At 61.9% G+C, this 20,018-nt stretch carries 19 protein-coding genes, 2 tRNA genes and 1 pseudogene; 12 read left to right on the top strand and 10 right to left on the bottom strand.

The annotated features are described in order from the left end of the window. Positions 1-67: 67 nt before the first annotated feature. From queE to LOY53_RS20470, 3 genes are all read left to right on the top strand, one after another. A complete protein-coding gene (gene queE, locus LOY53_RS20480; RefSeq protein ID WP_252825548.1) occupies positions 68-715 on the top strand; it encodes a 7-carboxy-7-deazaguanine synthase QueE in 648 nt (215 codons plus the stop codon). 17 nt (positions 716-732) lie between these two features. Next, complete coding sequence (gene queC, locus LOY53_RS20475) at positions 733-1,407, top strand: 7-cyano-7-deazaguanine synthase QueC (protein WP_099455079.1); 675 nt, start codon at positions 733-735, stop codon at positions 1,405-1,407. Between the two features lie 61 nt (positions 1,408-1,468). After that, positions 1,469-1,544: transfer RNA gene (locus LOY53_RS20470), tRNA-Lys, on the top strand. A gap of 69 nt (positions 1,545-1,613) precedes the next feature. Here the strand turns inward: LOY53_RS20470 and LOY53_RS20465 are convergent. The 4 genes and pseudogenes from LOY53_RS20465 to LOY53_RS20455 all read right to left on the bottom strand — a co-directional run bounded on the left by LOY53_RS20465 (position 1,614) and on the right by LOY53_RS20455 (position 6,119). Beyond that, a complete protein-coding gene (locus tag LOY53_RS20465) occupies positions 1,614-2,573 on the bottom strand; it encodes a cation diffusion facilitator family transporter (protein WP_027594658.1) in 960 nt (319 codons plus the stop codon). 60 nt (positions 2,574-2,633) lie between these two features. Continuing rightward, positions 2,634-3,389, bottom strand: a complete 756-nt coding sequence (locus LOY53_RS26940) for a methyl-accepting chemotaxis protein (RefSeq protein ID WP_371097899.1) — start codon at positions 3,387-3,389, stop codon at positions 2,634-2,636. Between the two features lie 102 nt (positions 3,390-3,491). Then, a pseudogene (locus tag LOY53_RS26935) lies at positions 3,492-4,481 on the bottom strand (HAMP domain-containing protein); the annotation flags it as partial. 285 nt (positions 4,482-4,766) lie between these two features. Further along, positions 4,767-6,119, bottom strand: coding sequence for an APC family permease (locus LOY53_RS20455; protein ID WP_186680979.1), 1,353 nt, complete (start codon positions 6,117-6,119; stop codon positions 4,767-4,769). 473 nt (positions 6,120-6,592) lie between these two features. Here LOY53_RS20455 and LOY53_RS20450 point away from each other — a divergent pair, with 473 nt between their 5' ends. Beyond that, positions 6,593-8,101 carry a YdgA family protein gene (locus tag LOY53_RS20450; protein WP_252825544.1) on the top strand — a complete coding sequence of 503 codons (1,509 nt, stop codon included), beginning with the start codon at positions 6,593-6,595 and terminating at the stop codon, positions 8,099-8,101. Between the two features lie 215 nt (positions 8,102-8,316). After that, the gene (gene nadA / locus LOY53_RS20445; protein WP_085272423.1) at positions 8,317-9,375 is read left to right on the top strand and encodes a quinolinate synthase NadA; all 1,059 of its coding nucleotides are present in this window, start codon (positions 8,317-8,319) and stop codon (positions 9,373-9,375) included. A gap of 118 nt (positions 9,376-9,493) precedes the next feature. Here nadA and LOY53_RS20440 read toward each other — a convergent pair whose 3' ends face one another. Further along, positions 9,494-10,930, bottom strand: coding sequence for a M48 family metalloprotease (locus LOY53_RS20440; RefSeq protein ID WP_027594653.1), 1,437 nt, complete (start codon positions 10,928-10,930; stop codon positions 9,494-9,496). Positions 10,931-11,050: 120 nt separating this feature from the next. On the opposite strand from LOY53_RS20440, the gene LOY53_RS20435 reads away from it, so the two are divergent. Together LOY53_RS20435 and LOY53_RS20430 are read left to right on the top strand one after the other, a co-directional pair. Beyond that, positions 11,051-11,290, top strand: coding sequence for a sulfurtransferase TusA family protein (locus LOY53_RS20435; RefSeq protein ID WP_027594652.1), 240 nt, complete (start codon positions 11,051-11,053; stop codon positions 11,288-11,290). A gap of 20 nt (positions 11,291-11,310) precedes the next feature. Next, positions 11,311-12,381, top strand: coding sequence for an AI-2E family transporter (locus LOY53_RS20430; protein ID WP_027594651.1), 1,071 nt, complete (start codon positions 11,311-11,313; stop codon positions 12,379-12,381). 100 nt (positions 12,382-12,481) lie between these two features. On the opposite strand, the gene LOY53_RS20425 is transcribed toward LOY53_RS20430, so the two are convergent. After that, positions 12,482-12,955 (bottom strand): peroxiredoxin, encoded by a 474-nt coding sequence (locus tag LOY53_RS20425; RefSeq protein ID WP_027594650.1) that lies wholly within the window; start codon positions 12,953-12,955, stop codon positions 12,482-12,484. 10 nt (positions 12,956-12,965) lie between these two features. Continuing rightward, a complete protein-coding gene (locus tag LOY53_RS20420) occupies positions 12,966-13,526 on the bottom strand; it encodes a glycine cleavage system protein R (RefSeq protein ID WP_027594649.1) in 561 nt (186 codons plus the stop codon). Between the two features lie 259 nt (positions 13,527-13,785). Between LOY53_RS20420 and dapA the strand changes: the two genes are divergently transcribed. The 5 genes from dapA (at position 13,786) to LOY53_RS20395 (ending at position 17,481) form a co-directional block, all read left to right on the top strand. Beyond that, on the top strand, positions 13,786-14,664 hold the full coding sequence (dapA, locus tag LOY53_RS20415) for a 4-hydroxy-tetrahydrodipicolinate synthase (RefSeq protein WP_099430204.1): 879 nt from the start codon (positions 13,786-13,788) through the stop codon (positions 14,662-14,664). 17 nt (positions 14,665-14,681) lie between these two features. Then, positions 14,682-15,800, top strand: a complete 1,119-nt coding sequence (gene bamC, locus LOY53_RS20410) for an outer membrane protein assembly factor BamC (protein ID WP_027594647.1) — start codon at positions 14,682-14,684, stop codon at positions 15,798-15,800. Then, entirely contained in the window at positions 15,801-16,559 is a 759-nt protein-coding gene (locus tag LOY53_RS20405; RefSeq protein ID WP_027594646.1) for an MBL fold metallo-hydrolase, read from the top strand. A gap of 29 nt (positions 16,560-16,588) precedes the next feature. Beyond that, entirely contained in the window at positions 16,589-17,299 is a 711-nt protein-coding gene (gene purC / locus LOY53_RS20400) for a phosphoribosylaminoimidazolesuccinocarboxamide synthase (RefSeq protein ID WP_008097517.1), read from the top strand. A gap of 92 nt (positions 17,300-17,391) precedes the next feature. Then, a tRNA-Ser gene (locus LOY53_RS20395) sits at positions 17,392-17,481 on the top strand. A 121-nt stretch (positions 17,482-17,602) separates the two neighbouring features. On the opposite strand, the gene LOY53_RS20390 is transcribed toward LOY53_RS20395, so the two are convergent. From LOY53_RS20390 to LOY53_RS20375, 3 genes are all read right to left on the bottom strand, one after another. Further along, positions 17,603-18,841 (bottom strand): Arm DNA-binding domain-containing protein, encoded by a 1,239-nt coding sequence (locus LOY53_RS20390; protein ID WP_258703230.1) that lies wholly within the window; start codon positions 18,839-18,841, stop codon positions 17,603-17,605. Beyond that, complete coding sequence (locus LOY53_RS20385) at positions 18,838-19,089, bottom strand: excisionase family protein (RefSeq protein ID WP_258703229.1); 252 nt, start codon at positions 19,087-19,089, stop codon at positions 18,838-18,840. The genes LOY53_RS20390 and LOY53_RS20385 overlap by 4 nt, the downstream gene beginning before the upstream one ends. A 224-nt stretch (positions 19,090-19,313) precedes the next feature. Beyond that, positions 19,314-19,838, bottom strand: coding sequence for a hypothetical protein (locus LOY53_RS20375; RefSeq protein ID WP_258703227.1), 525 nt, complete (start codon positions 19,836-19,838; stop codon positions 19,314-19,316). Positions 19,839-20,018 lie beyond the last annotated feature (180 nt).

Here is a 20,018-nt window from a genome sequence, read left to right as displayed (position 1 = left end):
ATGTCGAGTCCGCGACAGTGCCTGACGGAGGCGGACAGCCTGTTTAGCTGTCACGCCCGTGGCGATCATGCAAGACACATTACGCATCACCGAAGTCTTTTACTCGTTGCAGGGTGAAACACGAACGGCTGGGCTGCCCACGGTATTCGTGCGCCTGACCGGTTGCCCCCTGCGCTGTCAGTACTGCGACAGTGCCTACGCCTTCACCGGCGGCACTATTCGCACCCTCGATTCGATCATGCAACAAGTGGCCGGCTTCAAGCCGCGCTACGTCTGTGTCACCGGTGGCGAACCGCTGGCCCAGCCCAATGCCTTGCCTTTGCTCCAGCAGCTGTGCGATGCCGGCTACGAGGTCTCGCTCGAAACCAGTGGCGCCCTGGATATTTCCGGTACCGACACCCGCGTCAGCCGCGTGGTCGACCTGAAGACCCCAGGCTCCGAGGAGTCGCACCGCAATCGCTACGAGAACATCGAGCACCTGACCCGCAACGACCAGGTCAAGTTCGTGATCTGCTCCCGTGAGGATTATGACTGGGCCGTGTCCAAGCTGATCCAGTACAACCTGGCCGAGCGTGCCGGCGAGGTGTTGTTCTCGCCCAGCCACCATCAGGTGAGCGCGAGTGACCTGGCCGATTGGATCGTTGCCGACAACCTGCCCGTACGTTTCCAGTTGCAGCTGCACAAGCTGCTGTGGAACGACGAACCCGGACGTTGATTGAGGAGTTGCAGTACATGACTGAGAAACGCGCGGTAATCTTGCTGTCCGGTGGCCTGGACTCGGCCACGGTGGTGGCCATGGCCAAAGCCGAAGGCTACAGCTGCTACACCATGAGTTTCGACTATGGCCAGCGTCATCGGGCCGAGCTCGATGCTGCCGCCCGTGTGGCACGTGACCTGGGTGTGGTCGAGCACAAGGTCATTGGCCTGAGCCTGGACGGTATCGGTGGCTCGGCCCTGACCGACAGCAGCATCGACGTGCCGGAAACCCCAGGTGAAGGCATCCCGGTCACCTACGTACCGGCGCGCAACACCGTTTTCCTGTCCTTGGCCCTGGGCTGGGCAGAAGTGCTCGAAGCGCGTGACATCTTCATCGGCGTCAATGCCGTGGATTACTCCGGTTACCCGGACTGCCGCCCCGAATTCGTCGAAGCCTTCGAGCGCATGGCCAACCTGGCGACCAAGGCGGGTGTCGAAGGGCAGGGCTTCCGCATCCAGGCACCGTTGCAGAACATGAGCAAGGCGCAGATCGTTCAGGCGGGCATCGCCCGGGGTGTGGATTACAGCCTGACGGTTTCCTGCTACCAAGCCGACGATCAAGGCCGTGCCTGCGGCAAGTGCGACAGCTGCCGCCTGCGTGCTGATGGCTTCAAGGCTGCCGGGGTGGCCGACCCGACGCGTTATTTTTGATTTTTTTTATGGCGAGGTGTTGATTTCCCGTTAGAAATCAGTATTATACGCGCCATCCAACGGGTCGTTAGCTCAGTTGGTAGAGCAGTTGGCTTTTAACCAATTGGTCGTAGGTTCGAATCCTACACGACCCACCATATGCAGTAAGTCAAAGCCCGCTACCGGCAACGGTAGCGGGCTTTGTCGTTTCTGGCGTGTACTGACGGTTACTCAGCCCACTCCGGATCTCCGGTAAACACCACGGTCAACCAACGGTCCGGCCCTTCGCCGCCCACGGCATCGCCGATCTCGTTGCGCAGCGCATCCCACTCATCGATGGTTTTCGCGCCCATGCCGGTAGGCACGATGAAGTACAGCTCGATCTCCCGCGAACGCCCTACCTTGGCCACATAGGCGCGGTACGACTGCAGCCCGTGGCGCGCGACGAAGGCCTTGGCGACTTCGTCTACATGCAGTTTGAGGTCCCCCGGCGTCACCAGGAATATCTCCGAAAACGCTTGGCGTACCACCGACAGCGGCAATGGAATGATCACAAGGCAGACCAATGCCAGCACCGCCGGGTCGATGTACGGGGACATCCATTCCCACTGCGTGCCCTGCACCGCATAACCAAAGCAGAAAGCGATCAGCAACGCGGCGGTGATGCTCGCCGACATCACCCAACCCTTGACGTCCATGCGTACGAAATCCGACCCCAGCTTGCGGTTGGCCCGGGCTTCGACGACTGCAATGGTCACGCAGGCGATCACGGTCAGTACCGCGTAGACCATGGCGATGCCGAACTCCAGGTGCCGCCCGCCTTGCAATACGCTGCTGACGGCGTTGATCAACGCATAGATGGCTACGCCGCTGAGCAGGATGCCATTGAGCGCCAGCACCATGGGCTCCAGGTGCCAGAAGCCCATGGTGAAGCGCTCACGCAGCTTGCGTGACATTTGCAGGCTGGTGGCGTGAGAGGTGATCAGCTTGACCACCACCAGCGACAGGCCACTCATGCTGGCGTCGACCAGCGAGTAAACGCCGTCGAAGATGATCGAGAACGAGCCTGAGGCCAGGCCGAAGGCAATGCCGATGGTGGCGATGAACAGGGTAACGGCGATCGAGGTGCGTAGCAGGCCTTGTTCGCTGGTGATGTCGAAGAACGGGGTTTTGTTTGTTGCTTGCATGGGTAAAGCTCTTTCAAAAGGTGGGTTGCCTGTGCTTGCCCGCGAAGAGGCCAGTACCGGCTAAACGCGAAACTGCTCCATCAAAGCTTGCTGCTGATTGGCCAGCCGGTTCAGCGCCTGGCTGATCCGCGCCGATTCATCGGCCTGGCCGGCCAGCGATTCTGTCACATCACGAATACCTGCCACGTTACGGTTCACTTCCTCGGCCACCGCACTTTGTTCCTCGGCCGCCGAGGCGATCTGCAGGTTCATGTCGCTGATCACCGCCACCGCCTCGCCGATACGCTGTAGGGCCGGTAGCGCCTGTTCCATACGCGTTGCGCTGGCCTGGGCTTGGCGCTGGCCCTCATGCATGGCGCCCACCACATCTTGGGTGCCTTGCTGCAGGCCCTCGATGACCTGGCGGATTTCCTCGACCGAAACCTGAGTGCGTTGGGCCAGGCTGCGCACTTCATCGGCGACCACGGCGAAGCCACGGCCAGCCTCGCCGGCGCGGGCCGCTTCGATGGCGGCATTGAGCGCCAGCAGGTTGGTCTGCTCGGCAATCGCACGGATCACCTCTAGCACCGAGCCGATCTGATCGCTGCGGCTTTCAAGGGTGCGCGCTTCGTCCATCGCGGTATTCATGTCGGCTGCCAGGCGGTCGATGGCCTGGCGGGTGCTGGCAATCAGTTGTAGGCCTTCGCGGCTTGCCTGGTCGGCGCCACGGGCCGCCTGGGCGGCCTGGGAGGCGTTGTGGGCTACATCCAGCGCGGTGGCGCTCATTTCGTTGGCAGCGGTGGCGACCTGCTCAATTTCCCGGTGCTGTTGCTGCATGCCGCTACTGGTCTGGCTGGCGATGGCGGCGGACTGGTCGGCAGTGCCACGGGCTTCCTGCAGCGAACCTTTGACCTGGGCGATCACCGGCTGGAGTTTGTCGAGAAAGCGGTTGAACCAGCCGGTCAGTTGTCCCAGTTCGTCCTCGCGGGCGTAGTCCAGGCGACGCGTCAGGTCACCTTCGCCGCTGGCGATGTCTTTCAGGCGCGCGGCGACGGCGAGAATCGGCCGCGTCACGCCGCGGGCGGTCAGCCAGACCAGCACCAGGCCCAGCACAGCGGCGCCGAGACCGATCAGCAGGCTGGTGAGGTTGGCAGTTTGGTTGTGCGCATCCAGGCGTTGGTTGAGCGCCATGGCCGGTGCTTGCAGCACGCTTTCAGGCAACTCCAGCAACACTTGCCAGGGCGCTGCGTCGGGGATGGGGCTGAACGGGTGAGCAACGCGCAGCAAGCCGTTCGGTACCGCCGTGTCCAGCGCCTTGCCGAGCTGGCTGCTGTCGCGGCTGTGGCCCGCCAGCAGGCCGGCCGGGCTGACGATGCTGACCTGGCCCTGGCCATCGAACAGCTCCTGGCGGCCGTTCAGGCTCAACTGCTGCAGGTTGTCCAAGCCAATGTCCAGGCCGACCACGCCGACGACCTTGCCGTTTTCCAGCAGGGGCAGGGCAATGCTGGTCATCAGCACCTGGCGGCTGTTGACCTCGTCGAGGTACGGCTCGAGCATGCAGGTGCGTGCTGTCTCTTGCGGGCAGGTCAGCCAGCGGTTCTGCGGGCTGCCGCTGGTGCTGATGCGGGTGTCGGCGAGCATCGCCTCAGGCATGGCTTCTTGCTCCAGGGTGCCCGGGCGCGGCTGCGACCAGTACAGCGAGAAGCGCCCGCTGTCGTTGCTGCCCACGGCCTCCTGGGCGACGAACTGGCTGTCTTGATGGTCCAGCGTGTCCGGCTGGAACACCAGGTACAGGCCGATCACATCCGGGTTGCTGGCCAGGCTGGCGCGCGCCTCGCGGGTCAGCTCGCCACGCAAGTCGTTGCCGCCGCGGGCCTTCAGCACCTGTACCAGGCGTCGGAAGCCATTACCGTGCTGATAGGCGTCCATGAAGTAGCGCTGGATACGCAGCGCCTGGGTTTCGGCGTGCGCCTGCAGGCGTAGGCGCGCGCTGTGGTCGAGCATTTCCGAGTTGGCCTGGCTGACCAGTGCCGCGCTGCGCCGGGCCTGGGTCAGCGAGGTGGTGACCAGCAGTGCGACGATGGCCAGCAGGCACAAGCCGGCAAGCAGGGTGATCTTCCACTGGATGGAGAGGCGACGCAGCGACATGAGGGCTTTCCTTTTCGATCAAGGACAACGCCCGCGGTCAGGCGCGGGCGTTGTCGGCAGCGTGGGTCATTCAGCGATGCAGTTCGGTGGCGCAACCCTGAAGGCCTTGGTCAGCCAGGCCAGGTAAATCACCCCGAGCAGCGCCCAAAGCCCTCCGAACATCAACGAATGCTCGTTCAGGTCCAGCCACAGCGAAACGATGATGCAGAAGCCGATGGTCGGCAGTACCAGGTACTTCAGCTTGTTGGCCAGGCCTTTGCGGTTGCCTTCGCGCAGGTAGCAGTGGTTGATCACCGACAGGTTGACGAAGCTGAACGCGACCAGGGCGCCGAAGTTGATGATCGACGTGGCGGTGACCAGGTCGAAGAAGATCGCCGACAGCGAAATCAGCCCGACCACGGCGATGTTCATCACCGGCGTCTTGTAGCGCGAGTGCAGGCGGGCAAAGATGCTGGCCGGGATTACATTGTCGCGGCCCATCACGTACAGCAGGCGCGAGACGCTGGTCTGCGAGGCCAGGCCCGAAGCAATGGTATTGATCACGGTGCAGGCGATGAACACCGACTGGAACAGCTTGCCACCCACGTACAGGGCGATCTCCGGCAGGGCGGCTTCTTGGTCATGGAAGCGCGCCATGGTCGGGAAGTAGGCCTGGATGAAGTACGACACCAGGATGAACACCATCCCGCCGATCAGCGCGGTCAGGAAGATGGCCCGTGGGATGGTCTTGCCTGGGTCGCGGGTTTCTTCCGACAGGCACGTCACTGCGTCGAAGCCCAGGAACGAGAAGCACAGGATGGTGGCGCCAGCGGCCAAGGCACTGAGGTGGGTCTGATTGTCGGCGAACGGCAGCAGGCTCCAGGTGGTGCCCAGCCCTTCGCCGTGGCCTAGGCCACGCACGCAGAGGTAGATAAACACAGCGATGATCGCGACCTGCACCGCCACGAACAACAGGTTGAAGTGCGCCACCAGGTTGATGCTGCGCATGTTGATCAAACTGATCAGGCTGACGAACCCGGCCACCCAGACCCACGCGGGCACTTCGGGGAACATGGCCGACAGGTAGAGCTTGGCCAGCAAGGCATTGACCATGGGCAGGAGCAGGTAGTCCAGCAGCGATGACCAGCCCACCAGGAAGCCCACGTGCGGGTTGATGGCGCGCTGGGTGTAGGTGTAGGCCGAGCCTGACTGTGGGAAGCGTCGTACCAGGGTGCCGTAGCTCACCGCCGTGAACAGGATGCCGGCCAGTGCCAGGATGTAGGCGCTGGGCACGTGCCCGGCGGTGATGCCGGAAACAATGCCGAACGTGTCGAACACGGTCATCGGCGTCAGGTAGGCCAGGCCGATGATCACCACGTGCCAAAGGCGCAGGGATTTGCGGAATTGGTCGCCGCCGGAAGCGCTGTGGTCAGGCTGCATGCTGGCATGGCTCCTGCGGCTGGACGTGAACGGCGGGCACAGTGAATTGCGCATGCGGCAAGGGCGAGCGGGTGGGCTCCATGTTGTTCACCTTTATTGTTCGGAGCAGAGGGAGGCGCGTGCGAGGCGCCGGTTGTTCTTTGTGGGGTGGGCGCGGTGCAAGTGGTGAAAATAAAAAACGATGGGTAGGTTGGTGTCAAGTTAAACATGACAAGATGTTGCAAAACTGAAATATTTATCGATTTCAATGGGGTTTTGTTCAGTTTTTGCGCGATTTTTTGCGGTTTTGATCGATTTAGATGTTCGTAAAATTGAACAAAAAGGATCTTTCCCATGGGCCTATCAGACGTATCCTACAGCCGGGATTTCTCTGCTTCGGCCGCCACCTGCCCGAGGCTGCGGTGATATTCTTCAGGCCTTGCGTGGCACCTTGGCCACGTGTAAGCCCTTATGGACAGCATTCGGTTCTATTCATGAAGAAATCAGTAGGCATCCTTACCGGCCTGGCTATCGCCATTGCCGTCGCAACCACCGCTGGCGCCTGGTACACCGGCGAGCGCCTGCCTGCGGAGCTGGAATACTCCGTCAACCGCAGCAACGCCGAACTGAAAAAAGCCCTGGTGGGCGTCGGTGGCAGCCTGACCGTCGAACTGGTCTCGCTGGATCGGCACTTCTTCAGCAGTACCGCCCAGTACCGGCTCAAGGCCAAGGACATCAACCTGGGCGACGACGAAGTGGTCAGTTTCGATGTAGGCATGACCGACCAGATCGAGCATGGTCCATTCCCGTGGTCGCGGGTCAAGGCACTGAAGCTGATGCCCGTGCTGGCTGTCAGCAACAGCACGCTGCAGAAGGACGATTTCACCGCCCCCTGGTTCGCGGCAGCGGGCGAACAGGCGCCGATCAGCGCGCAGACCAGCCTGGGCTACGGCGGCAACGTCGACAGCACGGTCCTGCTGGCCCCGCTCAAGGTCAACGAAACCGACGGCAACAGCCTCGCGTTCTCGGGCATGCAGTTGCAGCTTAGCGGCGACCGCGAAGGCAAGGCGACGAAATTCCAGGGCAGCGCCGAGCGCTTCGAAATGAAGTGGGTGCACGACGATCAGCCGCCTGCCACCTTCGAGCTGAAGGGCTTGAAGGTCGACGGCGACTTGGCCGCCACCCAGCACGATGCGATCTATGTCGGCAAGGTCGACCTGTCGCTGGCGGAAACCAAAGTGACCTTGGGGCCCAAGCAGCAGGTGCTGTCGATCAAAGGCTTTGAGCAGAAAGCCCAGCAAGCCCTCGACGGCCCGGACACCGTCGGTGGGCGCGCGGATTACACGTTGGCGGATATCACCTGGGACGGCCGCGCTGTCGGCAATGCGCAGATGGCCGTGAGCATCAAGTCGGTCAATGCACCGGCGCTGCAAGCGCTGTCGCACTGGTACCAGGCGCACTTGCCGGAGTTCGAGGCAGCGGCCGCAGCGGGCCAGGCGGTGCCACAGATCCAGATGGGCGAAGCCGAGAAGGCCAAGTTCCAGGCTGACCTGCAGCAACTGCTGGCCTCCAAGCCCAAGCTCGCGGTGGAAAACCTGTCGTTCAAGACCGCCAACGGCGAGAGCCGCTTCAACCTGGCAATTGACTTCGCCAGCCCGGCCTCCTTCGACCTGCCGCCCGACCAGCTGAGCAAACAACTGATCACCGAGGTCAAGACGTCGCTGTCGCTGTCCAAGCCGATGATCGGTGACCTGGCAACCTTGCAGGCTCTTTTGGAAGGGCAGACCGATGCCCAGGCCATCGCCATGCAGTCGAGCCAGGCAGGTGAAATGGTTGGCATGATGGCGCTGCAGAGCGGCATGGCCACGGTGCAGGGCAACGACGTGGTGACCCGCCTGCACTATGCCGATGGCATGGTCGACTTCAATGGCCAGAAGATGACCGTAGAAGAGTTCGCCATGCTGATGTCCATGCGTCTTGCCGCCTTGCAGCCGCAAGGTTGATTCGCTAAGCCTGCCCCGGCCCGTTCGCCGGGGCAGGCTGCATAAAAACCCCTTTTGAATTCCCTCGATTGTCTGTAGCCTTCGGCGTCCGATAATAATCCGCGCCCGCAGAGGGCCGTGATGGCCTGCGCGCCGTCCGGCGCCCTTAGCCGATCTGCCAGGGCCGGGTGATACACTCGATTTGATGCGCGCACGCGCTTGCAGGTCCAGCGATCATGACCCAGATTTCCGAACGCCTGTTGGTTCAGGCCCACCTCGACGCCAAACAGCTCAACCCGCTGACAGCCGAGCAGGAGGCCGAATACCGTGCGGCCATCGCTGCCGAGCTCAAGGCCCAGAACGCCGTGCTGGTCGCCCATTATTACTGCGACCCGGTGATCCAGGCGCTGGCCGAAGAAACCGGCGGCTGCGTATCCGACTCGCTGGAAATGGCCCGCTTCGGCAAGAACCACCCCGCCGAAACCGTGATCGTCGCCGGCGTGCGCTTCATGGGTGAGACGGCAAAAATTCTCACCCCCGAAAAACGCGTGCTGATGCCCACCCTGGAGGCCACCTGCTCCCTCGACCTGGGTTGCCCGGTCGAAGCGTTTTCGGCCTTCTGCGACCAGCACCCGGAACGCACCGTGGTGGTGTATGCCAATACCTCGGCGGCTGTGAAGGCCCGTGCCGATTGGGTGGTGACCTCGAGCTGTGCACTGGAGATCGTCGAAAGCCTGATGGACAACGGCGAGACCATCATCTGGGGCCCGGACCAGCACTTGGGCCGTTACATCCAGAAGCAGACCGGTGCCGACATGCTGCTGTGGGACGGTGCGTGCATCGTCCACGAAGAATTCAAGTCGCGTCAGTTGGCCGACATGAAGGCGCTTTACCCGGATGCCGCGATTTTGGTCCACCCCGAATCGCCGGAATCGGTGATCGACCTGGCTGACGCGGTTGGCTCCACCAGCCAGTTGATCAAAGCCGCGCAGACCCTGCCGAACAAGACCTTCATCGTCGCGACCGACCGCGGCATCTTCTACAAGATGCAGCAGCTGTGCCCGGACAAGGAATTCGTCGAGGCCCCGACTGCCGGTAACGGCGCCGCATGCCGCAGCTGCGCGCACTGCCCATGGATGGCGATGAACACGCTGGAGCGGGTGTTGGAATGCTTGCGCACGGGCAGCAACGAGATTTTCGTTGATCCGGCGTTGGTGCCCAAGGCGATCAAGCCGCTTAACCGCATGCTGGATTTCACCCAGGCGGCGCGCTTGAAGCTTTCGGGTAACGCCTGAAAATGCTGGGGCCGCTCTGCGGCCCATTCGTAGCACAAGGCTGCTCCTACAGGGGAACGCGATCTACTGTAGGAGCAGCCTTGTGCTGCGAATGGAGCGCAAAGCGCTCCCGAAAAACTCAGCGCCCCATCATCTCCCTGACCATCCGCTGCTGCTCCATGACCTCGCGCTGGCGCTGATCGATCTGTGACGCCAGCGGGAAGTTGCTCCCCGCACGACGCTTGGCGTAATCCAGCTGCTGGATAGCCTGGTCGAAGTCACCGACCAAGGTGAAGTACTCGGCGCGCGCCCGGTGCAAGCCGATGGTATTACCCGACAACCCCCGCACTTCGGCAACGTCATACCACACATCCGGATCGTCCGGCCGGCTCTTGAGCAGGTCGTTCAGTACTTTTTCCGCTTCAGCTGGCTTGTTCTGCTTCACCAGCAGGTCGGCCCGCACCTGTTTCAGCGGGTAGTTGCCCGGGTACAGCCCCTGCATGCGCTCGGCACGCTGCTGGGCGTCAGCGAGGCGGTTGTTGGTGATGTCCAGGTCGATCTGCGCGAGGTTATAGGTAATGTCGTTGGGCGCTTTGGCCAGCAATGGCTTGAGCAGTTCGCGGGCTTCGTTGAGCTGGCCACCCTTGATCTGCGCCAGGGCCAAGCCGTAGCGTGCGGCGTCCAGTTTAGGGTCTTCATCCAGCTGTGCGCGGAAGCGCTTGGCGGCAAGGCCTGGGGTGCCTTCGTAGGTGAGGGCCACGCGGGCGCGGATCAACTGGTAGCGCTGGGTGTCTTCGATGCCGCCCTTGGGCGCCTGCTCGGCGCGGTTGCGGGTGTCGGCAACGCGCGACTCTGTAACCGGGTGAGTCAGCAGAAATTCTGGCGGCTTGGCATCGTAGCGGTACTGACGCGCCAGGCGCTCGAACATGCTCGGCATGTTGCGCGGGTCGTAGCCAGCCTTTTCCAGGTTCTGGATACCGACGCGGTCGGCTTCCTGCTCGTTTTGCCGCGAAAAGCGCCGCTGCTCTTGGATCGCCGCCGCCTGGGTGCCGGCAATCATGCCGATGCCAGCGTCGCCAGCGCCCCCCGCTGCCAGCACGATGCCGGCCAGCAGTGCGGCCATCATCGGCAGTTGCATGCGTTGCTGGGCTTCGACGCCACGGGCAAAGTGGCGCTGCGACAAGTGCGCCAGTTCGTGCGCCAGTACCGAGGCGTATTCGCCCTCGGTCTGAGCATTGAGGAACAGGCCACCGTTGACCCCGACGATGCCCCCAGGGGCGGCGAATGCGTTGAGCTCGCGGCTGTCGATCAGGATGAATTCCAGGCGTCGGTCCTGCAGCTGGCTGGTTTCTGCCAGGCGGTACACGCTGGTTTCGACGTAGTCCTTGAGCTGCGGGTCGTTCAGCTGGTTGACCTGGCCACGCAACAGGCTGAGCCAGGCGCGGCCGAGCTGGTGTTCCTGCTGCGGCGAGACGATCGCAGAGCTGGCATCACCCAGTGATGGCAGGTCGTCAGCATGGCCGGGAAGGGCCATCAGGCAGGCCAGCGTCAACAGGGTAGGGCGCAGTAGATTCATGCACGAAGCTCGCGTCGGGTCAAAGGCCTCTACTGTAGCCCGCTCACACGTTGGCGACCAGTGGCGGTATCCTAGCGGGCCTGTTACCAAAGACGTCTACCCGCGTGTGGAGAACCCCTGATGAGTGACACCCTGACCTGCGACGCCGAACTCGACGCCAGCGGGCTGAACTGCCCCCTGCCACTGCTGAAGGCGAAGATGGAACTCAACCGCCTGGCCAGTGGCGCGGTGCTCAAGGTGATTGCCACCGATGCCGGCTCGCAGCGTGACTTCCGCACTTTTGCCAAGCTGGCCGGTCATACGCTGCTGCACGAAACGGCCGAGGCCGGTACCTACACCTACTGGCTGCGCAAGGCCTGAGTCTTAACCAAGGATCGTCAATGTTCAAAGTGCTTCGCGACTGGATGCAGCGCTACTTCTCCGATGAAGAAGCAGTGGTGCTGGCGGTCCTGCTGTTTCTGGCCTTTACCGCAGTACTGACCTTGGGCGGCATGCTCGCGCCGGTGTTGGCGGGGATGGTCCTGGCGTTCCTGATGCAAGGCCTGGTCAACGCCCTGGAGCGCCTGCGCGTGCCTACTCGGCTGGCGGTGGCGGTGGTGTTCGCGTTGTTCATGGGGGCGCTGGCGGTCATCCTGCTGGTGCTGGTGCCGTTGCTCTGGCATCAGCTGATCACCCTGTTCAACGAGTTGCCCGGCATGCTCGGCAAGTGGCAGTCGCTGTTGCTGCTGCTGCCTGAGCGCTACCCGCACCTGGTGTCGGATGAGCAGGTGCTGCGAGCTATCGAGTCGGTGCGCGGTGAAATCGGCAAGTTCGGCCAATGGGCGCTGACGTTCTCGCTGTCGAGCCTGCCGCTGCTGGTCAACGCCATGATCTACCTGGTGCTGGTGCCGATCCTGGTGTTCTTCTTCCTCAAGGACCGGGAAATGATCGCCCGCTGGGTCAGTGGTTACCTGCCACGCCAGCGCACATTGTTGAACCGGGTGGGCAGCGAGATGAACCGGCAGATTGCCAACTACATCCGTGGCAAGGGTATCGAGATCCTGATCTGCGGGATTGCCACCTACATCGCCTTTATCAGCCTGGGGCTCAACTATGCCGCACTGCTGGCGCTGCTGGTGGGCTTGTCGGTGGTGGTGCCTTATGTGGGCGCGGTGGTGGTGACGGTGCCGGTGACGCTGATTGCTTTGTTCCAGTGGGGCTGGGGGGACCAGTTCATCTACCTGATGACGGTGTACGCGATCATCCAGGCACTGGATGGCAACGTGCTGGTGCCGCTGCTGTTTTCCGAGGCGGTCAGCCTGCACCCGGTGGCGATCATCTGCGCGGTGTTGTTGTTTGGTGGGCTGTGGGGCTTTTGGGGGATATTCTTCGCGATCCCGCTGGCGACGCTGTTCAAGGCTGTGCTGGATGCCTGGCCGCGGCAGGAACCGAGTGTTTCGCCACTGCTCTGAATGACATTGGGGCCGCTTTGCGGCCCATTCGCAGCACAAGGTTGCCGTTGTAGGAGCAGCCTTGTGCTGCGAATGGGGCGCGAAGCGGCCCCAACCAATCTCAAGCCTTGTTCAAAGCCTGGGCCGCCGCCAAAACGGCCTCCACATGCCCCGGTACCTTCACCCCACGCCATTCCTGGCGCAGCACACCGTCCTTGTCGATCAGGAAGGTGCTGCGGTCCACGCCCATGTATTCCTTGCCATACAGCTTCTTCAGCTTGATCACGTCGAACAGCTGGCACAGGGCCTCGTCCTTGTCGCTGATCAGCTCGAACGGGAAGCCTTGCTTGGCCTTGAAGTTCTCATGCGACTTGATGCCATCGCGCGACACGCCGAACACCACGGTGTTGGCTGCGGCAAAGGCGTCATGCTGATCGCGGAAACCCTGGCCTTCGGTGGTGCAGCCCGGGGTGCTGTCCTTCGGGTAGAAGTACACCACCACCTGGCGGCCCTTGAGCTCGGCAAGGCTGACCGTTTGGCCGCTGGTGGCCTGGGCCTGGAAATCGGCAACGGGTTGGTCGAGTGCTACGGCCATAGGGGCTTCCTTACACGGGGTTCTGTGGGCGCCAAGGCTCGATCAGCGCATCCAGGTTCAAGGCATCGGCAAAGTCCAGGAACTGGTCACGCAGCCAGCTGATCTGGGTGCCGGCGGGCAGGATCACGGTGAACTGGGCGTTGAGCATGCTGCTGCCGGTTTGTGGCGCCAGGTAGGTGTCGCAGGTCATGGCTTCGAGCTCGACGCGGTGGTCGAGGAAGAACTGGCACAGCTCATTGATGATGTCCGGGCGGTAGGCCGCACTGACATAGGCCACATAAGGCAGCGCCTGCGGGCGCACCTCCTGGTCGGCGCTGCGCACCACATCAAGGGTCAGGCCGTGCTTTTTGCCCAGGCCCGGCAGGGAAGCTTCAAGACGCGCCAGGGCGTCCCAGCTGCCACCGACCTGCAGCACCAGGGCGCTGGTCTCGCCATGGCGGCTCAGGCGCGAAGTGACGACCGCGCAGCGGTTTTCGAAGGCAGCGCGGCTGAGGACGTTGGCCAGTTCCATGGGGTTTGGGCCCAGGGCACTGATGACAAGGAATTGTTCGCGGACGGTGGGGGTGGACATGCAGCATTCCTAAAGCGATGAGCGGTCGGTGCAGGACAGGCAAAAGCCTCCAGTCGGCAGGGCCCGGGGCTCGCATGCGAGGTCGTGGACGCCGGCGGGGAGCAAGGTCGACGGCCCGGCGGGCCGCGCTGCACCGATCAAAGGGCCAAGGGTAGCGAAATAAGCCGCCGAGGGGAATGCTCCGCCCGCCTGCTTCGCTTGTGCAAGGCCGATGCCCCCAGTACCATTACCGCTCTCTTTTTCCGGCAGGAGCAGTTACATGATTGCGGGCAGTATGGTGGCATTGGTCACTCCCATGGATGCACAAGGGCGTCTTGACTGGGACAGCCTCGGCAAACTTGTAGACTTCCACCTGGAAAACGGCACTCATGCGATCGTCGCCGTCGGCACCACCGGCGAGTCGGCCACCCTGACTGTTGAAGAACACATCGAGGTCATCGAATTTGTTGTCAAACGTGTCAATGGCCGCATTCCGGTCATCGCGGGCACCGGCGCCAACTCCACGTCGGAAGCCGTGCACCTGACCCAGAACGCCAAGAACGCTGGCGCCGATGCCTGCCTGCTGGTCGTGCCGTACTACAACAAGCCGACCCAGGAAGGCTTGTACCAGCACTTCAAGCACATCGCTGAAGCCGTCGACATCCCGCAGATCCTCTACAACGTGCCCGGCCGCACTTCGTGCGACATGCAGGCCGAGACCGTGATCCGCCTGTCGACCGTGCCGAACATCATCGGCATCAAAGAGGCCACCGGCGACCTGGCCCGCGCCAAAGCCATCCTCGATGGCGTCAGCAAGGACTTCATCGTCATGTCCGGCGACGACCCGACCGCTGTCGAGCTGATCCTGCTGGGCGGCAAGGGCAACATCTCCGTGACCGCCAACGTCGCCCCGCGCGAAATGGCCGATCTGTGCGAGGCCGCCCTTGAGGGCAATGCCGAGAAGGCCCGCGCGATCAACGAAAAACTCATGCCGCTGCACAAAGACCTGTTCTGCGAAGCCAACCCGATTCCGGTGAAGTGGGCGCTCGTTGAAATGGGCCTGATGCACAAGGGCATTCGCCTGCCGCTGACCTGGCTGAGCGAAGGCTGTCACGAAAAAGTCCGTACTGCCTTGCGCCAGTCCGGCGTACTGGTTTAATCGAGGAAGTACACCGCATGAAGCGACTGGCTGGTCTTTCCGCCCTTGCCCTGATCATTTCCAGCACCAGCGGTTGCGGCTGGCTGTGGGGCGACGAGGGTTATTTCCGCGACCGCGGCAGCGATTACCTGCAGGCGCACCCGACCGCGCCGATGCAACTGCCGCCGGACGCCAGCAACGTCAAGCGCCTCGACCCGCTGTTGCCTATTCCGCGTAACGTTGCTGATGACCGTGCCACCGGCGAGTTCGAAGTACCGCGCCCGCAGCCCCTGACTGCGGGTGCCGAAGTCAGCGATTTCAGCCTGCAGCGCAGCGGCAACAGCCGTTGGGTCCTGGCCCAGCGCTCGCCCGCCGAAGTCTGGCCGGCAGCCCGTCAGTTCTTTGAAGACAATGGCTTCCGCATTGCTGAAGAGCGCCCACAGACTGGCGAATTCAACACCACTTGGCAGCGTTTCGATGAACTCTCCGCGTCACTCGGTCAGCGCCTGGCGAGCACCGCCAGCAGTGCAGACAGCGAAGTGCGCGTGCGTGTACGCATGGAGCCCGGCGTGCAACGCAACACCTCCGAGGTGTACATCGTCAGCGTCGAGCGCCCGGCCGGCAGCACCGCCGAGCCTGGTTTCCCGTCCTCGTCCAGCAACACTGGCGCCGATGCCCTGCTGGTCGACGAAATGCTTGCCAGCATGAACCGCAGCGCCGAGAAGGGCGGGTCGGTCTCGCTGCTGGCCGCACGCGATTTCGATGCCCCGAGCCGCGTCAGCCTGAGCGAAGACGGCAGCGGCAACCCGGTGCTGTACCTGGGCGCCGACCTGGATCGCGCCTGGTCCAGCGTAGGCCGCGCCTTGGAGCAAGGTGGCGAGTGGCGTGTCGAAGACATCAACCGCAGCTTGGGCCTGTACTACATCAACCTGTCCGAAAAGCCTGACGACAAGCAGAACGAGCCGGGCTTCTTCAGCCGCCTGTTCGGCAGTGCGCCGTCCAAGGAAGAGCGTGAAGCCCGTGCCGAACGCTACCAGGTGCGCCTGAGCAAGGTCGGTGAAAGCGTGCAGGTAACGGTCGAGAAAAACATCAACACCGTGGCTCCGGCCGATGTCGCCCGCCGCGTGCTGAGCGCCATTCAGGACCACCTGGGTTAAGTGCGCTTCGCGGTACTCGGAAGCGGCAGCCAGGGAAACGGCACGCTGATTGCCAGTGGTGACACGCTCATCCTGGTCGATTGCGGGTTTTCCCTGCGTGAAACCGAGCGGCGCCTGGCGCTGCTCGGGGTCAGCGCAGCACAGCTGAGCGCCGTGTTGGTCACCCACGAACATGCCGACCACGTGCATGGGGTGGGGTTGCTGTCGCGGCGCTACAATGTACCGGTCTACCTCAGCCAAGGGACCTTGCGCGGCCTGCGCAAGCCGGTGGAGGTGGCCGGTTTTCTCGCGTGTGGCGACAGCCTGCGCATCGGTGGCCTGGAGGTTACGGCGGCGCGTGTCGAACACGACGCCTACGAGCCGTTGCAGTATGTGTTCAGCGACGGCCGGCGGCGTTTCGGCATGCTCACCGACCTGGGCTCGTACGATGCGTTGTTGCTGGAGCGCTACCAAGGCCTGGATGCCTTGTTGATCGAGGCTAACCACTGCCGTGACCTGCTGGCGCGCGGGCACTACCCGGCCTTCTTGAAGCTGCGGGTGGGTGGCGCGCAAGGGCATTTGAACAATCACCAGGCTGCGCGCCTGGTGGACGAGTTGGGCTGGAGCAACCTGCAACACCTGGTGCTGGCCCACCTCAGCAGCAAGAACAACCTGCCACAACTGGCCCGCCAGTGCTTCGTCGACACCCTCGGGTGCGACCCGGACTGGCTTCAGGTGGCGAATCAGGAACACGGGCTCGACTGGCGCGAAATCGCCTAGCCCAACTACTCAAGCAAGCGGAGCCCATCATGGAAAAACGCGAAGAACTTTACCGCGGCAAGGCCAAATCGGTTTACAAGACCGACGACGCCGACCGCTTGATCCTGCTGTTCCGCAACGACACCTCGGCGTTCGACGGCAAGCGTATCGAACAGCTCGACCGCAAAGGCATGGTGAACAACAAGTTCAACGCCTTCATCATGCAAAAGCTCGAAGAAGCCGGCGTGCCGACTCAGTTCGACAAGCTGCTGGGCGACAACGAGTGCCTGGTGAAGAAGCTCGACATGATCCCAGTCGAGTGCGTCGTGCGTAACTACGCCGCGGGCAGCTTGGTCAAGCGCCTGGGCGTGGAGGAGGGCATCAAGCTGGAGCCGTCCACCTTCGAACTGTTCCTGAAGAACGACGAGAAGGGCGACCCCTTCATCAACGAATCCCACGTTGTCGCGTTCGGCTGGGGCACCGCCGAGCAGCTGGTCGAAATGAAAAAGCTGTCGCTGAAAGTCAACGAAGTGCTGAACAAGCTGTTCGATGACGCCGGCCTGCTGCTGGTCGACTTCAAGCTGGAGTTCGGCGTCTTCCACGGCCAGATCGTCCTGGGCGACGAATTCAGCCCAGACGGCTGCCGCCTGTGGGACAAAGAAACCCGCAAGAAGATGGACAAGGACCGCTTCCGTCAGGGCCTGGGCGACGTCATCGAAGCCTACGAAGAAGTTGCCAAGCGCCTGGGCGTGCCGCTGTAAGCGGCCCGTTCACGCAAGCGCCTGATACCACGCGAATTTTTTTGAAATAAAGGTTTGCGTTTCAGAAATTCGCTGGTATGATGCGCGCCATTGGAGAGATGCCGGAGTGGTCGAACGGGACGGATTCGAAATCCGTTGTACTGGCAACAGTACCTAGGGTTCAAATCCCTATCTCTCCGCCATACGCGAAGTAGCCGAAGCCCCCGAAAACGTTGATGTTTTCGGGGGCTTCGTCGTTTCAGGGTTATCAGTTAGGGCAGATTTAGGGCAAATTTGCAGCCTAGCAGGCCGCGTTAGGTCGTATCAGTCCGCTGCAAAGCCCATCATCTTGGAGACGATGTCCGCCATGCTTTTGGTGTCCTTCGAGATCCAGCGGCCATAGTGCTTGCGCACCATGGTCGTGTCGCTGTGGCCGAGTTGGCGGGCTACCCATTCAATCGGGACGTAGCTCGATAGCGCTTGGCTCGCGAACGTGTGGCGTGCCTGGTTAGCGCCTCGATGTCGAATGCCTGCTTTCTCAAGATGGGCGGTGAACCAGTTGCTGACGGTCTTGCCGTTCCACAGCAGCCCGCTTGTGGAACTGCGGAACAGGAAGCGGACACGCTCATGCTTCTTCGTGATGTTGTCTCTCTGCACAACGCTGATGTGCGTGGGTTCGGCATCCCTGGCTTCGGCCACGATCATGGCCAGCAGCTCCAAGGCCGGCGCGATCAGCTCCACCGTACGAATGCGCGAGCGCTCCTTCGGTACCTTGAATTCCCCAGCGACCAGGGCGCGGCGAATTGTCAGGGTGCCAGCCACCAGGTCAACGTCCTCTACGCCTGCCGCGATCAACTCGGACAGAGACAGCCCGGCCCAACAGTTGAAGACGATCATCCGGCTGTCTGTCATACGCTCAGGGTCGGCGGCGGCTATCCGCTCGATCTCGCTCCTGGTGAATGGGTCGGCGAATTCGCTGTCGCTGTCGGACTGGATGTTCTCGATGCGTTCCAGGGGGTTGAGCCTGATAATCTCATCGCTGAACGCATCCCCCCACACCCCCCTTATAATTGTGAAGATGTCATTAACGGTTTTCGGCTTGAGGCCATTGGTGAGCAGTTCAGCTTGGAATAACTCAAGCTCGCTCTTGGGAATGCTGGCGATCGTTCTGCCGGTAAACTTTTTCCTAACGTGCTCTGACTTACTTTTATAGTTAATGTAAGTGCTATTAGCCTTCTTGACCTTGGCAACTTCAAGCCACTGGGCTATCCCTTCGTCGACAGTCCTTTTAGCTGGCTCATTCGGAAGTTCTTGACGGGCCTTGAGCCAAGCGGAGTCGGGGAAGTGTGCCGCATAGTCGAATCGGTTTTCCTTGATCTCAGCAAGTATCGTCCTGCGTTTGTTGTCCGCATAGGCGATGGCGGCCTTGTTGATCTTGGCAACGTTTCGCAGTGGTTCCCGGCGGCGTTCGCCTTCAAACATGAAGGCGATCCGCAGAAGGTTGCCATTGATGTCGACGCCTTTCGGCAAGGCGTCGACACCTGTTGGAAGCTTCGCACTCATGGACGGCCGGCCATCCAGTTTTCGATTTCAACACGGTTGTAAACAATGACATTGGCTGGATCAGTCCGCCATTGTTTCTCCTCCAGCCAGATTCCACGATCGCGATACTTGCGAACGGCTTCGGTGCTGAGTCCGAAAATCGGGAAGAGTAGTTCCTTTCGTATCCAGGTAGACGGTGTAATCAGAAGTTGCACCGTTTCGCTTGGGTTAGCAGCTTCATGGATTGGCTTAATCTGTGGCTTGGCCATAAATGTATTCTCCAACTTACCGAATTGGGCGCAGGCGCTTGACCTGCTGGAGTTTCTTTGCGGCCACATTGGCCATATAGGATTCCCATTCCAAGCTTTTCTGCTGTTGCCGGATTTGGCTGCAGCGGGCATGGTTTCGGGTTGAGCGTGCTTTGCCGCAGATGTCGCACATTGCCGGAAGGTCGAGGCTATGGGAGGCGATGCGCGGCCGCGTTCTTCTCGCATCAGTCATGGCGCTGCTCCAATACGCGGCTGTAGTCGATCCGGTAGCGTTTCCCGGTTTTGATGTTCTGGACTGAAATCGTCCCTGGGTGGGCTGCGTTCGGGTGGCTGACCACTTCGACGCGCGCGTGATGTGTGCCCCGGTCAACCATCAGCTTGCTGCCGATCGGGTAGGTCTGCTCAACGGCTGAGTTCAGGTTGCGTCGGGCTGCCTCCAGCCATGCGCTGGCAGCGTTGAGGTCGGGGGGAGTATTAATGAGGTCGGGCTTGTAGCCCTCCGCTTTGTCTAGGCACCGGCATGGCGTGACACTGGCGCAGTGGGCACCGGAGAGCAGGGTGTTGCTGTCGGGCTTGCAGCCCTCGGCATTTACCTGGCGGTGGCACTCGATCTCCGCGATAAGCTCCAGCACATCGGTGGGCGGTACCATTATCCTGTACACGACGGACGTGGTTTCATTCGACGGCTTAGCAGCGGCCCATTCGGCCGCCCACTTGAGTTGTAGGATTTCCATGCGTGTAGTGGTCACAGCGAATACCTCTCATGGACTCGGCGAGCGTTTGGGCTCAAGGCTAGGTGCTCAAGGTTTGTGGCGCTGTTTACGGTCGTTAGCGTGCCTGAAGCGGGCCGGCTGGTAGTGCTGATGTGCTCCAGCTGAGCCAGTGCAGCGATCAGCGCCACGGCGAGCGTGAGGCTGATCAGTTGCCAG

Origin of the sequence: Pseudomonas sp. B21-031 (assembly GCF_024748985.1) — a bacterium.
In the GTDB taxonomy this organism is placed as follows: domain Bacteria; phylum Pseudomonadota; class Gammaproteobacteria; order Pseudomonadales; family Pseudomonadaceae; genus Aquipseudomonas; species Aquipseudomonas kermanshahensis.
The sequence above is the reverse complement of the archived record's forward strand: the minus strand, read 5'-3'. Positions and strand labels throughout refer to the sequence as shown.

Bases quoted from the DNA above. Each gene is read 5' to 3' on its own strand.
- nadA (WP_085272423.1), top strand. From the start codon at position 8,317: ATGACCCAGATTTCCGAACGCCTGTTGGTTCAGGCCCACCTCGACGCC.
- queE (WP_252825548.1), top strand. From the start codon at position 68: ATGCAAGACACATTACGCATCACCGAAGTCTTTTACTCGTTGCAGGGT.
- LOY53_RS20465 (WP_027594658.1), bottom strand. From the start codon at position 2,573: ATGCAAGCAACAAACAAAACCCCGTTCTTCGACATCACCAGCGAACAA.
- LOY53_RS20450 (WP_252825544.1), top strand. From the start codon at position 6,593: ATGAAGAAATCAGTAGGCATCCTTACCGGCCTGGCTATCGCCATTGCC.
- LOY53_RS20455 (WP_186680979.1), bottom strand. From the start codon at position 6,119: ATGCAGCCTGACCACAGCGCTTCCGGCGGCGACCAATTCCGCAAATCC.
- LOY53_RS20430 (WP_027594651.1), top strand. From the start codon at position 11,311: ATGTTCAAAGTGCTTCGCGACTGGATGCAGCGCTACTTCTCCGATGAA.
- LOY53_RS20440 (WP_027594653.1), bottom strand. From the start codon at position 10,930: ATGAATCTACTGCGCCCTACCCTGTTGACGCTGGCCTGCCTGATGGCC.
- dapA (WP_099430204.1), top strand. From the start codon at position 13,786: ATGATTGCGGGCAGTATGGTGGCATTGGTCACTCCCATGGATGCACAA.
- queC (WP_099455079.1), top strand. From the start codon at position 733: ATGACTGAGAAACGCGCGGTAATCTTGCTGTCCGGTGGCCTGGACTCG.
- purC (WP_008097517.1), top strand. From the start codon at position 16,589: ATGGAAAAACGCGAAGAACTTTACCGCGGCAAGGCCAAATCGGTTTAC.
- LOY53_RS20435 (WP_027594652.1), top strand. From the start codon at position 11,051: ATGAGTGACACCCTGACCTGCGACGCCGAACTCGACGCCAGCGGGCTG.
- LOY53_RS20425 (WP_027594650.1), bottom strand. From the start codon at position 12,955: ATGGCCGTAGCACTCGACCAACCCGTTGCCGATTTCCAGGCCCAGGCC.
- bamC (WP_027594647.1), top strand. From the start codon at position 14,682: ATGAAGCGACTGGCTGGTCTTTCCGCCCTTGCCCTGATCATTTCCAGC.
- LOY53_RS20420 (WP_027594649.1), bottom strand. From the start codon at position 13,526: ATGTCCACCCCCACCGTCCGCGAACAATTCCTTGTCATCAGTGCCCTG.
- LOY53_RS20390 (WP_258703230.1), bottom strand. From the start codon at position 18,841: ATGAGTGCGAAGCTTCCAACAGGTGTCGACGCCTTGCCGAAAGGCGTC.
- LOY53_RS20385 (WP_258703229.1), bottom strand. From the start codon at position 19,089: ATGGCCAAGCCACAGATTAAGCCAATCCATGAAGCTGCTAACCCAAGC.
- LOY53_RS26940 (WP_371097899.1), bottom strand. From the start codon at position 3,389: ATGCAGCAACAGCACCGGGAAATTGAGCAGGTCGCCACCGCTGCCAAC.